General features: G+C 34.9%; 15 protein-coding genes. All 15 read left to right on the top strand.

What is annotated here, in order from left to right:
* The first annotated feature begins 8 nt into the window (after window positions 1–8).
* The 15 genes from R1X58_RS12645 to R1X58_RS12575 all read left to right on the top strand — a co-directional run bounded on the left by R1X58_RS12645 (window position 9) and on the right by R1X58_RS12575 (window position 12,745).
* On the top strand, window positions 9–1,433 hold the full coding sequence (locus tag R1X58_RS12645; protein WP_240574601.1) for an SDR family oxidoreductase: 1,425 nt from the start codon (window positions 9–11) through the stop codon (window positions 1,431–1,433).
* Window positions 1,434–1,435: 2 nt separating this feature from the next.
* Window positions 1,436–1,588 carry a DUF2256 domain-containing protein gene (locus R1X58_RS12640; RefSeq protein WP_240574602.1) on the top strand — a complete coding sequence of 51 codons (153 nt, stop codon included), beginning with the start codon at window positions 1,436–1,438 and terminating at the stop codon, window positions 1,586–1,588.
* Window positions 1,558–2,871, top strand: a complete 1,314-nt coding sequence (locus R1X58_RS12635; protein ID WP_240574603.1) for a DASH family cryptochrome — start codon at window positions 1,558–1,560, stop codon at window positions 2,869–2,871. Before R1X58_RS12640 ends, R1X58_RS12635 begins: the two co-directional genes overlap by 31 nt.
* 3 nt (window positions 2,872–2,874) lie before the next feature.
* Window positions 2,875–4,407 (top strand): cryptochrome/photolyase family protein, encoded by a 1,533-nt coding sequence (locus R1X58_RS12630; protein ID WP_240574604.1) that lies wholly within the window; start codon window positions 2,875–2,877, stop codon window positions 4,405–4,407.
* Between the two features lie 7 nt (window positions 4,408–4,414).
* Complete coding sequence (locus R1X58_RS12625) at window positions 4,415–5,899, top strand: cryptochrome/deoxyribodipyrimidine photo-lyase family protein (RefSeq protein ID WP_240574605.1); 1,485 nt, start codon at window positions 4,415–4,417, stop codon at window positions 5,897–5,899.
* A gap of 90 nt (window positions 5,900–5,989) precedes the next feature.
* The gene (locus tag R1X58_RS12620; RefSeq protein WP_240574606.1) at window positions 5,990–6,415 is read left to right on the top strand and encodes a hypothetical protein; all 426 of its coding nucleotides are present in this window, start codon (window positions 5,990–5,992) and stop codon (window positions 6,413–6,415) included.
* Window positions 6,415–6,696: a TIGR03643 family protein gene (locus R1X58_RS12615; RefSeq protein WP_240574607.1), complete on the top strand. Its 282-nt coding sequence runs from the start codon at window positions 6,415–6,417 to the stop codon at window positions 6,694–6,696. The genes R1X58_RS12620 and R1X58_RS12615 overlap by 1 nt, the downstream gene beginning before the upstream one ends.
* Window positions 6,697–6,744: 48 nt before the next feature.
* Complete coding sequence (locus R1X58_RS12610; RefSeq protein ID WP_240574608.1) at window positions 6,745–6,975, top strand: hypothetical protein; 231 nt, start codon at window positions 6,745–6,747, stop codon at window positions 6,973–6,975.
* A gap of 1 nt (window position 6,976) precedes the next feature.
* A complete protein-coding gene (locus tag R1X58_RS12605; RefSeq protein WP_240574609.1) occupies window positions 6,977–7,660 on the top strand; it encodes an SDR family NAD(P)-dependent oxidoreductase in 684 nt (227 codons plus the stop codon).
* A 44-nt stretch (window positions 7,661–7,704) separates the two neighbouring features.
* Window positions 7,705–8,220 carry a glutathione peroxidase gene (locus tag R1X58_RS12600; RefSeq protein WP_240574643.1) on the top strand — a complete coding sequence of 172 codons (516 nt, stop codon included), beginning with the start codon at window positions 7,705–7,707 and terminating at the stop codon, window positions 8,218–8,220.
* Window positions 8,217–8,678 carry a TspO/MBR family protein gene (locus R1X58_RS12595; RefSeq protein WP_240574610.1) on the top strand — a complete coding sequence of 154 codons (462 nt, stop codon included), beginning with the start codon at window positions 8,217–8,219 and terminating at the stop codon, window positions 8,676–8,678. Before R1X58_RS12600 ends, R1X58_RS12595 begins: the two co-directional genes overlap by 4 nt.
* Window positions 8,679–8,681: 3 nt before the next feature.
* Complete coding sequence (locus tag R1X58_RS12590) at window positions 8,682–9,143, top strand: SRPBCC family protein (RefSeq protein ID WP_240574611.1); 462 nt, start codon at window positions 8,682–8,684, stop codon at window positions 9,141–9,143.
* Window positions 9,144–10,451: a cryptochrome/photolyase family protein gene (locus R1X58_RS12585; RefSeq protein ID WP_240574612.1), complete on the top strand. Its 1,308-nt coding sequence runs from the start codon at window positions 9,144–9,146 to the stop codon at window positions 10,449–10,451.
* Between the two features lie 80 nt (window positions 10,452–10,531).
* Window positions 10,532–12,199, top strand: a complete 1,668-nt coding sequence (locus R1X58_RS12580) for a formate--tetrahydrofolate ligase (protein ID WP_240574613.1) — start codon at window positions 10,532–10,534, stop codon at window positions 12,197–12,199.
* A gap of 144 nt (window positions 12,200–12,343) precedes the next feature.
* Window positions 12,344–12,745, top strand: coding sequence for a hypothetical protein (locus tag R1X58_RS12575; RefSeq protein WP_240574614.1), 402 nt, complete (start codon window positions 12,344–12,346; stop codon window positions 12,743–12,745).
* Window positions 12,746–12,761: the final 16 nt, after the last annotated feature.

The following is a 12,761-nucleotide window of genomic DNA, read 5'->3' as shown; positions in this document are numbered from 1 at the left end:
ATACAACCATGAAAGTTCTCATTACAGGAGCAACAGGCTACATTGGGAAACGCATCATCCCTCTCCTTTTAAACGAAGGGCATAGTGTAGTTTGCGCTGTTCGCGGAAAACTGAGAACCGAACAAAAATTTTTTGAGGAAGAGGACATTGAAGTTGTTGAAGCCGATTTTTTAAAACCCGAAACATTAGGAAATATCCCGAAAGATATTGATGCGGCCTACTACTTGATTCATTCCATGTCTACGTCGGTCGACCAGTTTCATAAAATGGAAGAAGCCTGCGCTGTTAATTTCAAAAACTATATCGAAACCACGAATGCCAGACAGGTTATTTACCTAAGCGGCATTACCAACGACACCAAGCTTTCTAAACATTTGTTATCGAGAAAAAATGTAGAAAATACTCTAAAATCTAAGGTTTATGCCTTGACCGTCTTCAAAGCAGGTATTATTGTAGGTTCTGGTAGCGCCAGCTTCGAAATCATTAGAGATTTAGTTGAAAAACTCCCTGTGATGGTTACTCCAAAATGGCTGAATACTAAAACACAGCCTATTGGTATTAGAGATGTTTTAAGTTTTTTGGTTAAGGCTTTAGGCCGAACAGAACTTTATAATACATCTCACGATATTTTTGGTCCGGAAATTTTAACTTATAAAACCATGTTGCTGGAGTTTGCTGAAATCCGGCAATTAAAACGATACATTGTTACGCTCCCGGTTATGACTCCTAAACTATCCAGTTACTGGCTGTATTTTGTTACATCCACATCATACAAACTCGCCAGAAGTCTAGTAAACAGCATGGGGATAGAAATTATTGGAAAACCCAGTAATATTAATACGTTATTAGAAGTTAAGCCTATGACTTACAAAAATGCTGTTGCATTAGCGTTCGAAAAAATTGAAAGTAATCATATTGCCTCAAGCTGGAAAGATGCCCTTATTAATAGCCGACACAAAAAACGCGCTTCAAGTAAATATTTAAAAGTTCCTAAATACGGTTGTTTTAAAGATATAAAAGAACAGCACGTAATAGACGAACAACGCACTTTAGATAAAATATGGGCTATTGGCGGCGAAAACGGCTGGTATTATGGTAATTTTTTATGGCAAATTCGAGGGTTTTTAGACAAACTTGTTGGAGGGATTGGTTTACGTCGTGGTCGAACTAATAAAACAGAAATACACACCGGAGATGCTTTAGATTTTTGGCGTGTGCTTATAGCCGACAGACAGCAAAAACGGTTAGTTCTTTTTGCTGAAATGAAACTACCCGGAGAAGCCTGGCTGGAGTTTAGAGTCAACAAAGGTAAAGTCTACCAACGCGCCACATTTAGACCACGAGGTCTAGCCGGAAGACTCTATTGGCATAGTGTTTTACCTTTTCATGGTTTTATTTTTAAAGGCATGATTAACCAATTAGCCAAAGCTTAATTGTGCCAAAAACAGTAAAAAAAGAAAATTTACCGGTTAAAATATGCCCGGTTTGTAACCGACCCTTTTCGTGGCGTAAAAAATGGAAAAATCACTGGAACGATGTAAAATATTGTAGCGAACAATGCAAACGCAGGAAAACAAAACAAGCTTAATCTGGTTTCGAAATAATTTAAGGATTCATGATAATTCGTCCATAACAAAAGCCATCACCAAGGGCAAGAAAGTTATTGCTGTTTACTGTTTCGACCCCAGACAATTTAAAATGAACCGTTTCGGATTTAAAAAGACCGAAAAATTTCGTGCCAGATTTCTAATTGAATCTGTTTCCGATTTAAAAAATAATCTTAAAAAACATAACATTCCATTATTCGTTTATCTCGATAAACCTGAAAACTGCATTCCTAATTTAGTTGTCAACCATCAAGTTACCGAAATTTATCTACAGGAAGAATGGACACCAGAAGAAACTTCTGTACTTAGAAAAGTTAAGAATCAACTTTCCAAGAATATTCTTTTTACAACATCTTACGATCAGTTTTTATTTCACCCACTAGATTTACCATTTAAAATTGAACATCTTCCAAATGTATTTACCGACTTCCGGAAAATTATTGAAAAACAGATTAATGTTCGGCCCATTTGTAAAGACTACCTCATTAATTTCAATCAACCAAAAATTAATAATACCACTAAAATTCCTTCGTTAACAGATTTAGGATTTGAAGATTTCAAGACACACCCTAAAAGCGCATTTCCTTTTAAAGGAGGTGAGACCGAAGCCTTAAAACATATTCAACATTATATGTTCAACACTAAAAACCTAGGGGTTTACAAAAACACAAGAAATGGACTTATTGGTACAGACTACAGCTCTAAGCTATCACCCTGGCTAGCCAATGGATGCGTTTCTGCTAAACTTATTTATTATAAAGTAAAGCAGTTTGAAAAAGAATATTTCAGTAATCAATCCACCTACTGGCTCGTCTTCGAACTCATCTGGAGAGACTATTTCAAATACCTATCTCTAAAAAACGGAAATCTCATTTTTAAAATTGAAGGCATCCTTGATAAAACTTACCCATGGTTAAACGATAATGATATCATTCTAAAATGGATAGAAGGCAAAACACCTGAACCTTTCGTTAATGCTAATATGATTGAACTTAACAAAACAGGCTGGATGAGTAATCGTGGCAGACAAAATGTAGCCAGCTACTTTGCTAAACATTTAAAATTAGACTGGCGCATTGGAGCCAGTTATTTTGAAAGTCTGCTTCTTGATTACGATGTGCACAGCAATTATGGTAACTGGATGTATGTAGCAGGTGTAGGCAACGACCCAAGAGACCGAAAATTTAATATAAAATCGCAAGCCGAGAATTACGACAAAAACGCTTCGTACCAACGTTTATGGCTTCAAACTACGCTGTTTTAAAATTTGAAAACCCTTAGACTTATACTAGGCGACCAACTAAACAGCAAACACAGCTGGTATAAAACAAAGCAGGATAATTACGTGTATTGTATGTTTGAAATGCGTCAGGAAACCGATTATGTCACGCATCATATTCAAAAAATTACTGGCTTCTTTGCTGCCATGCGCAATTTTGCAAGGTTATTAAAATCGAAAGGCTTCCAAGTTGAATACATCACATTAGACAATCCTAAAAACACTCAAAATCTGGTTGAGAATTTAAATATACTCATCAATATCTTTAACATTGAAAAATTTGAATACCAGCTTCCTGACGAGTATAGATTGGACGAGCAACTACTTAATTTCACAAAAACACTGGCAATACCATCGCAAGCATTTTCAACCGAACATTTTTATACGAAACGCTTTGATTTAAAAACTTTTTTCAAGGATAAAAATCACCTCCTTATGGAAACGTTTTACCGCCATATGCGTAAAAAACACAACATTTTAATAGTTGCGAATCAACCGGAAGGCGGCAAATGGAATTTCGATAAAAGCAATAGAAACAAATGGAAAGGCTCTCCCTATATTCCGCCATATAAGAACTTCGATAATGAGGTTTCAAATATTCTGGAATTGATAAAAAGTAAAAACATAAAAACCATTGGAATATTTGAGGCTCATACTTTCGAATACCCTATAAACCGAGAGCAAGCTTTAAGTCAACTTAAATACTTTTGTGAAAATCTTCTGGTTCATTTTGGCGATTATCAGGACGCTATGCACACAAAGGAAGTGAATCTATATCACTCTCGATTGTCATTTGCCATGAATTTGAAACTCATTTCACCAAAAAACGTTGTCGATACCGTTTTAAATTACTGGACCCAATACGGTAAACACATCCAGATTTCACAAGTAGAAGGCTTTATAAGGCAAATTATTGGCTGGCGAGAATATATGAGAGGCATGTACTGGGCTTTCATGCCGGATTACAAAACCTTAAATCATTTAAAAAACACCCAACCACTTCCTGATTTTTACTGGACAGGAAACACAAAAATGAATTGTCTGAAACATTGCATTACCAACAGCTTAAATAACGGTTATGCACACCACATTCAACGCCTTATGGTTACAGGTAACTTTACATTATTAGCTCAAATTCATCCAGACGAAGTCGATAAATGGTATTTAGGGATATATATAGATGCTATAGAATGGGTGCAACTCCCCAACACGCGAGGCATGAGTCAGTTTGCCGACGGTGGAAAAATCGCAACAAAACCTTACGTTTCCAGTGGAAGCTACATTAATAAAATGAGCAATTATTGTGACTCCTGTCTCTACAATAAAAATGAAAAATCAGAAGATAATGCCTGTCCCTTTAATAGTTTATACTGGAATTTTTTATTTGAAAATCGTAATGCTCTAAAAGATAACCATCGTATGCAGATGATGTTTAACCTTCTTGATAACATGGATAAAAATCAATTAATAAAAATAAGAGCACGAGCACAGAAAATTATAGAATCGCCAGATGAATTTTAACAAAAACATGAAACAAAATTTAAGCATTGTCTGGTTAAAAAGAGATCTTCGATTACATGATAACGAAGCTATTAGGAATGCCATAGCAACTAATCATCGGGTACTCCTGCTCTATATTTTCGAAGACTTCTTACTTCAAGACCAACATTATACCGAACGGCATTGGAATTTTGTAAAAGAATCTTTAAAAGACCTAAACAACACGCTTGCAAATTATCATTCAAAAGTTTTTATCATCAATGGTTCCATTGAAAGAACGATACAATCGCTTCAAAATAGTTTTAACATTCAACAGGTATTTTCACATCAGGAAACAGGAATAAATTCTACTTACAAAAGAGATATCGCTTTTGCTAAATTTTGCAAATTAAACAACATAACATGGAAAGAAAACATAAATAACGGCATTCAAAGGGGCCTTTCAAATCGAGCCACATGGATTGAGGATTGGGAATATTTTATGTCTATACCTGAATTCATTTTCAACCCTAAACCAGAACAACTACTTTCTATAAACGAAATCAACACCTTAGAAATACCTTTTAAAACGGTTAATTTAATCACACCAGATACCAATACATTTCAGAAAGGAGGAACAACTATGGGGTTAAAATACATGAGATCTTTCTTTAACAATCGCTTTGAAAATTACATGATTCACATTTCAAAGCCCTTAGAGTCGCGAACTGCCTGCAGCCGATTATCCCCTTACCTGGCATGGGGTAATATATCTGTAAAACAGGTGTTAAACGCGGCCCAAAAAACTTATAAAAATTCAAAACATAAACGTCAATTAAACGCCTTTACATCACGTTTGCGCTGGCAGGCACACTTTATTCAAAAGTTTGAAATGGAACATGAGATGGAGTTCAGGAGTGTAAATAAAGGATATTCCATTCTAAAAAAACCAAAAAACAACGACTATCAGGAAGCCTGGAAATCGGGTAACACTGGTTTTCCTTTAGTTGATGCATGCATGCGCTGCCTTAAAGAAACCGGCTATTTAAACTTTAGAATGCGGGCCCTGGTCGTTTCATTCTTCACGCATAATTTATGGCAACCGTGGGAAGATTTAAGCCCCTATCTTGCCAGTTTATTCCTTGACTTCGAACCTGGCATTCACTACCCTCAAATTCAAATGCAGGCCGGAGAAACCGGAATTAATACGTTACGTATTTACAATCCTTTAAAAAACAGTATAGAACTTGATCCCAAAGGTACATTTATTAAAAAATGGGTTCCTGAACTTGAGGGGCTGGAAACACCTTTTATTCACAACCCTAGTAAAATGACCTATTTTGACCAACAACTTTCAGGTTTTGAAATAGGAAAAGATTACCCATTTCCCATTGTAGACGAGCAAACTACCCGTAAACAGGCCAGCAAAATTTTATGGAACATGAAAAATAATACATTAGTTAAACAGGAAAACTTTCGCATCTTAAAACGTCATACCTTAAGCAGTAAAAACAACGAATTAAAAAATAAGTAAAGCCAAAACTGTGCAGATTGTTAATTTTTGTTTAACTTTTACACGTAAAAGATAAACATTATGTATTTTTGAATCATAAAATTACACCAATTGATTTTAGACACTTCATATACAAACAAGGCTAACAACGAATTAATAAATGATTTGGTAGGTAGACCTTACAGTATTTTTGAAAAATTAAAGTTAAGAGGCGTTGGATCTAAACGAATGATTATTGAGCGAGTAAGTCCTAATTTTAAACCTTTTTTGAATAGTAATTCAAATATTAATTACGCTAATTTAGAATTACGTCCAAAAGGCCTTTTAATTCGATTTAACAAAGGATTACAAACCTTCACCTGGATTATACCCTTTTATCATCTGGCTTTATTTAAAATAAACGGATCCAGCATACATGCTCAAGGAAAATTTATTCATTTTAAAAACAACATCACGTTTAAAGAAAATAAGAATTTCTTTAAAAAATTAATCGATAGAAAATTACAGTTTGACAAACAATATAATTTCAATTTGTAATGAGGAGCAGCACATTTTCAGAACGAGAACTTGATCGAATTATTGAAATGGCCTGGGAAGACCGTACACCTTTTGAGGCTATAACATTTCAATTTCAACTTAAAGAACAGGAAGTTATCGAAATTATGCGAAAAGAAATGAAACCCGGAAGCTTTAAACTTTGGCGTAAACGGGTACAAGGAAGAGTCACTAAACATAAAAAATTGAGAGACTTCGAAAATGGACGATTTAAAAGTTACAGCCAAAAACAAATCACAGGAAACAAAATTTCAAAAAGGTAAACATAGTAGAGACTTAAAATAAAAAATAACATCTAAACTAAAAACACCATGAGTACAATTGAACAAGCCTTAGCATTTGAACAAACCAGCCTAAAATCATTATCTACTAACGATCGCATTAAATTATCCAGACAGGCAAAAGCCTTGATTTTAGATTTAAATCAAATCTACAAAGCAAAAAAAGACCAAAGCATTATGGATTTAATGAAACGCTTAACCGCCATTAAACGTAAAGTAGAAAAGCGCTTAAATGGTAAGCATTTACTAAACAATATCTAAAATGAAATCAGTAATTATTATTGGAGGAAGTAAAGGTATTGGCAATGCTATTTTAAATCAGCTTATAGACACACACAAAGTCATAAACCTTAGCAGAACAGCTCCCAGTCAGCAACATACCAACCTACTACATAAAAATTACAACGTTTTAACAGACGAGTTACCGGAAATTGAAGCAGCCGATGCTTTAATTTACTGTCCGGGGAGCATTAATTTAAAACCCTTTTCAAGATTATCAATTGATGAATTTAAAGCAGATTTTGAAATTAATGTCTTAGGTGCCATAAAAGTAATTCAACACTATTTACCTGTTTTGAGGCAAGGAAAAAACCCCTCAATACTCTTGTTTAGTACGGTGGCAACAAAGTTAGGCATGCCATTTCACACCAGTGTAGCCATGGCTAAATCGGGCGTTGAAGGTTTGGTGAAATCTTTAGGAGCTGAACTCGCTCCTAACGTTAGAATAAATGGTATCGCTCCCTCGGTTACCGATACCGAATTAGCGTCGAAATTACTTAGAAACGAAAAAATGATTGAAACGATTACAGAGCGCCATCCATTAAAAAAACTATTAAAACCTGAAGAAGTTGCGGAATTGGCTGTATTTTTAATTTCCGATAAAGCATTAGCCATGTCTGGACAAATTTTCCAGATGGATAACGGCATCGTAACATTTAAAATCTAAATAAATAACATTCAATGAGAAATTCAATTTTAATCCTAATTACCATGTTTTCATTCTTTACAAAATCTAATGCACAAGCCACCCCTGTAGAATTCATTTATGACATACAAATTAACAGTCTTGAAGGTGAACCTATAGATTTATCAACCTTTAAAGGTAAAAATATACTTTTTGTTAATGTGGCTTCAAAATGCGGATTTACCGGGCAATATGAAGATTTGCAAAAGCTTTTTGACACCTATCAAGACAACCTAATGATTATTGGAGTGCCTTGTAACCAGTTCGGTAGTCAGGAGCCTGGTACTGCCGAAGACATTCAAACGTTTTGCCAACGAAACTATGGGGTAACGTTTTTAATGACCGAAAAAGTCAATGTTAAAGGCGACAACCAACATCCGCTTTACCAATGGCTCACCCAAAAAGCAAAAAACGGGAATATGGATACCTCAGTAAAATGGAACTTTCAAAAATATTTGGTAAATGGCAATGGACAATTAGTTGATTACTACCTATCGGCTACAAAACCTTTAAGCGATAAGATTACACAACATTTACAATGAAAAAAGTAAAGTATTTTTTAGTCTTTCTTATCATAAATTTCGGAGCTTTAGCTTTAGGGGTCTGGTTGATGCAAAACGGACCACAGTCGCCATGGTATTTTAATTTAAATAAAGCCCCCTGGACACCTCCGGGCTGGGTCTTTGGTGCGGCATGGAGTTTCATTATGTTCTGTTTTTCAATCTACATGGCGTTTTTATGGAACAGCGATTCTTCAAAAAAAGTAAAATCACTTTTTACTGTTCAATTTTTACTAAATGTAGGTTGGAATTATGTGTTTTTTAATCGACATCTGGTAGGTTTGGGCCTTGTAGTCATACTGCTTCTAACAGCTATTATCTGTATTTTTCAATATGATTACCGAAAAATTCTGGGTTTAAAATCCTTGTTTATCACCCCATACATGCTTTGGCTATTTATTGCAAATTCACTTAACTTATACATTTGGCTTTACAACTAAATTATGAAGATTTATACTTTACATAAAAAGCAAAACTTACCCATTAGCGTTGACGAAGCCTGGGCATTTTTTTCGGATCCTAAAAATCTAAAAACCATCACGCCCGATTATATGAGCTTCGATATCCTTTCGGGTGCCGATCGTCCTATGTTTTCTGGTCAGATTATACAATATATCGTCACGCCTATTTTAGGCATAAAAACCAAATGGGTTACCGAAATTACACATGTGGTCGACAAACAATATTTTGTAGATGAGCAACGCTTCGGCCCCTACCGTTTATGGCACCATAAGCATTTTATAAAACCTATTGATGGGGGTGTTGAAATGGAAGATATTGTAGATTACAAGCTTCCTTTTGGATTTCTTGGTCAACTCGTTCATCCTATCATGGTTAAACCTAAACTTGAAGAAATTTTTAACTACAGAACTAAAAAATTAGAAGCCCTTTTCGGAACACTATAAATGAAAAAAACAATAAACATCTTCTGGTTTCGTCGCGATCTACGACTTCATGATAACCACGGACTTTTTGAAGCCTTGTCATCTGAACATCCTGTTTTACCTGTGTTTATTTTTGACATTGAAATCTTAGATAAACTCCCTAAAGATGATGCCAGAGTTACTTTTATTTTTGACGCACTTGAGCACATCAAATCCACTCTTAAAGGAAAGCATCGTAAATCGTTAGCCATTTATTTTGGTAAACCTTTGGATATTTATAAAACCATTTGCGAAACCTACCACATAAATACGGTGTTTACCAATCACGATTACGAGCCGTATGCTATGAAACGTGATGCAGAAATTGAAGCGTTCTTAAAAACCAAAAGTATAAATTTCAAAACATTTAAAGATCAGGTAATTTTTGAGCGTAACGACATTACAAAAGCCGATGGCACCCCTTATGTTGTGTATACGCCATATATGAAGGTTTGGAAATCACATTTTAAATCTCAAAAAATCACATCTTACCCAAGCGAATCTTTATTAAATGAAATAATTGATGAGCAATCTTTACCAAATGTCGATTTAGAAACTATCGGCTTTACAAGGTCGGCACAACATATTGAAGATTATAAAATAAATCCTGAACTCATTTCAACTTACGAAGACCTAAGAAATTTTCCTGCTAAAGACGCCACTTCAAAATTAGGCCCTCACCTACGTTTTGGTACGGTAAGTGTGCGAGTTATGGCCAATAAAGCCAACCAATCTAAAAATGAAGTCTTTCTTCAGGAATTAATTTGGCGTGAGTTTTTTATGCAGATTTTATGGCATTTTCCACATACGGTTACCAAAAGTTTCAAACCATCCTACGATAGGATTATCTGGAGAAATAATGAAGAAGAATTTAAAGCCTGGTGTGAAGGAAAAACAGGTTATCCTCTGGTTGATGCCGGGATGAGACAACTCAATGCTACCGGATTTATGCATAACCGTGTAAGAATGCTTGTTGGTAGCTTTTTATGTAAACATTTATTAATCGACTGGCGTTGGGGTGAAGCCTACTTTGCTGAAAAACTGCACGACTACGAGATGGCCAGTAATATTGGAAACTGGCAATGGGTGGCTGGATCTGGTGTAGATGCAGCACCTTACTTTAGGATTTTTAATCCGACCACACAAATTGAAAAATTCGATAAAAATTTAGAGTATATCAGACAATGGGTTCCCGAATTTCAGGAACTCACCTACCCGCAGCCCATAGTCGATCATAAATTTGCTCGCGAACGCTGTTTGAAAGTCTACAAGGAAGCTTTAAACAATTAAAGAGTAAGTATAAAATGACAAAAATCACGTCATAAATAGTCTTTATTTTTTAACTTTAGAAGAACTAAAACTAAAATGACATGACTGATTTAGACATAGCAAAAACTGTTACTCTAAAACCTATTACTCAAATTTCTGAAATGTTTGGCATCAACCCCGACGACATTGAAATGTACGGAAAGTATAAAGCCAAGATTCCATTACAATATATTAACAAAGAAAAGGCTCAAAAAAGCAACCTGATATTAGTTTCTGCTATTTCTCCAACGCCTGCCGGCGAAGGCAAAACAACCATGTCTATTGGGCTTTCTGAAGGCTTAAACAGATTAAACAAAAAAACAACCGTTGTTTTAAGAGAACCATCTTTAGGACCTGTTTTTGGTATTAAAGGTGGTGCCACTGGAGGTGGATATTCACAGGTACTTCCAATGGAAGATATTAACCTTCATTTTACAGGCGACTTTTCAGCCATTGAAAAAGCTCATAATCTTTTAGCGGCAATCATTGATAATAATATTCAAAGTAAAACCAATTCTCTGCAATTAGACCCAAGAACAATAAGCTGGAAGCGTGTGGTTGATTTAAACGACCGTGCCTTAAGACGTGTTATTGTAGGATTGGGCGGAACAACATCGGGTATTCCAAGAGAAACGGGGTTCGACATTACGGCGGCCTCTGAAATTATGGCCATTCTTTGTTTGGCTCAAAATATTACCGATTTAAAAACACGATTAGGCAAAATTTTTATTGGCTACACCTTTAATAAACAACCTATTTACGCTAAAGATTTAAAAGCCGAAGGTGCCATGGCTGCTTTATTAAAGGATGCTATAAAACCTAATTTAGTTCAGACTATTAAAGGTAATCCTGCCATTATTCATGGTGGACCATTTGCAAACATCGCTCAAGGAACTAACTCGGTTATTGCAACACTTATGGGGATGTCTCATTCTGAATACACGGTAACCGAAGCTGGTTTTGGATTCGATTTAGGGGCTGAAAAATTCTTTGATATAAAATGCCAAAGTGCGGGATTAAAACCAAAAGCCGTTGTGCTTACCACTACTATTCGCGCTTTAAAATATCATGGTGGTGCCGATTTAAAATCATTAACCGAAGAAAACATTGAAGTTTTAAAAAACGGACTTCCCAATTTAGAAAAACATCTTGAGAATATTGCCAAATTTAATGTGATTCCAATCATAGCTATTAACAAATTCTCAAGTGATACCCAAGCTGAAATAGATGTCATTAAAACCTTTGCAGCTGCAAAACAAATTAAAATAGCAGTAGCCGACATTTGGGCCAAAGGTGGTGAAGGCGCTTTAGATTTAGCTCAACAGGTTATAGATGTTGTAGAATCTCATCATTCAGATTTTAAACCTCTGTACAGCTGGAAATCGCCTGTTAAAACTAAAATAGAAACTATTGCAAAAGAAATTTATGGTGCCGAGCATGTTGATTATACAGCAAAGGCAAAATCTCATCTCCAAAAAATTTCTGATTTAAAACTCGATCACTTACCCGTTTGTATTGCAAAAACACAAAAATCATTATCCGACAATCCTAAACTGTTGGGGCGTCCAAAAGATTTTATCATTACTGTTAGAGAAATAGAAATTGCAGCTGGAGCAGGCTTTTTAATTCCAATTACTGGCGACATTATGCGTATGCCAGGACTTCCCGCCCACCCTGCTTCAGAACACATAGACATTAATGATAATGGAGAAATTAGCGGGTTGTTTTAAATCATTTATTGGTATAATTCTTGTTTAGAATTTCTTAAACAAAAAATATGAAACGCTGGTTTATTTAATAGTTCCATTTTTATTAATCAATTGTAATAATAGAGATCATAAAGACATTGTTTTAGTCGGTTCAGAATATCAAAATTGGAGACAAATAAATTATTGTCAACTTTTGAAAAAGTTAGCGATACTACGTTTTATAATTCTCAGCCAACAGCTAAATATGACATCCTTCATTTAAAAGATAAAAATGAAAACCTTCTACTATTTAATAGCATTCAAATTGATTCGTTGAACAATAAAAAGTATAAAATTTTGGATGTTTTAAAATTACCTATTCAGGAAGATGATTTGTTTATAACCATTGGTTATTGTGATAAGCTAAATCAGAATGAAGGTAACATTATAGCTTTAGTTAAAAAAACGAAGGACATTAAAATACAAAATATAGAAGCACTTTGGCTGGCAAATACAAAGACAAAAGTGATTGAAGAGTTAAATGATGTTACTGGCATTGAATGTTTTAATGAGTTTTACATGAATTAAAAAAGGAGCAATTTTG

The organism is Aestuariibaculum lutulentum, assembly GCF_032926325.1.
Lineage (GTDB): Bacteria > Bacteroidota > Bacteroidia > Flavobacteriales > Flavobacteriaceae > Aestuariibaculum > Aestuariibaculum lutulentum.
Note: the sequence above shows the minus strand (reverse complement) of the source record. Positions and strands in the feature narration are given on the sequence as shown.

Excerpts from the sequence above, each read along its gene's own strand:
- R1X58_RS12610 (WP_240574608.1), top strand. The coding sequence starts at position 6,745 with ATGAGTACAATTGAACAAGCCTTAGCATTTGAACAAACCAGCCTAAAA.
- R1X58_RS12580 (WP_240574613.1), top strand. The coding sequence starts at position 10,532 with ATGACTGATTTAGACATAGCAAAAACTGTTACTCTAAAACCTATTACT.
- R1X58_RS12585 (WP_240574612.1), top strand. The coding sequence starts at position 9,144 with ATGAAAAAAACAATAAACATCTTCTGGTTTCGTCGCGATCTACGACTT.
- R1X58_RS12615 (WP_240574607.1), top strand. The coding sequence starts at position 6,415 with ATGAGGAGCAGCACATTTTCAGAACGAGAACTTGATCGAATTATTGAA.
- R1X58_RS12625 (WP_240574605.1), top strand. The coding sequence starts at position 4,415 with ATGAAACAAAATTTAAGCATTGTCTGGTTAAAAAGAGATCTTCGATTA.
- R1X58_RS12645 (WP_240574601.1), top strand. The coding sequence starts at position 9 with ATGAAAGTTCTCATTACAGGAGCAACAGGCTACATTGGGAAACGCATC.
- R1X58_RS12590 (WP_240574611.1), top strand. The coding sequence starts at position 8,682 with ATGAAGATTTATACTTTACATAAAAAGCAAAACTTACCCATTAGCGTT.
- R1X58_RS12595 (WP_240574610.1), top strand. The coding sequence starts at position 8,217 with ATGAAAAAAGTAAAGTATTTTTTAGTCTTTCTTATCATAAATTTCGGA.
- R1X58_RS12600 (WP_240574643.1), top strand. The coding sequence starts at position 7,705 with ATGTTTTCATTCTTTACAAAATCTAATGCACAAGCCACCCCTGTAGAA.
- R1X58_RS12635 (WP_240574603.1), top strand. The coding sequence starts at position 1,558 with ATGCAAACGCAGGAAAACAAAACAAGCTTAATCTGGTTTCGAAATAAT.
- R1X58_RS12605 (WP_240574609.1), top strand. The coding sequence starts at position 6,977 with ATGAAATCAGTAATTATTATTGGAGGAAGTAAAGGTATTGGCAATGCT.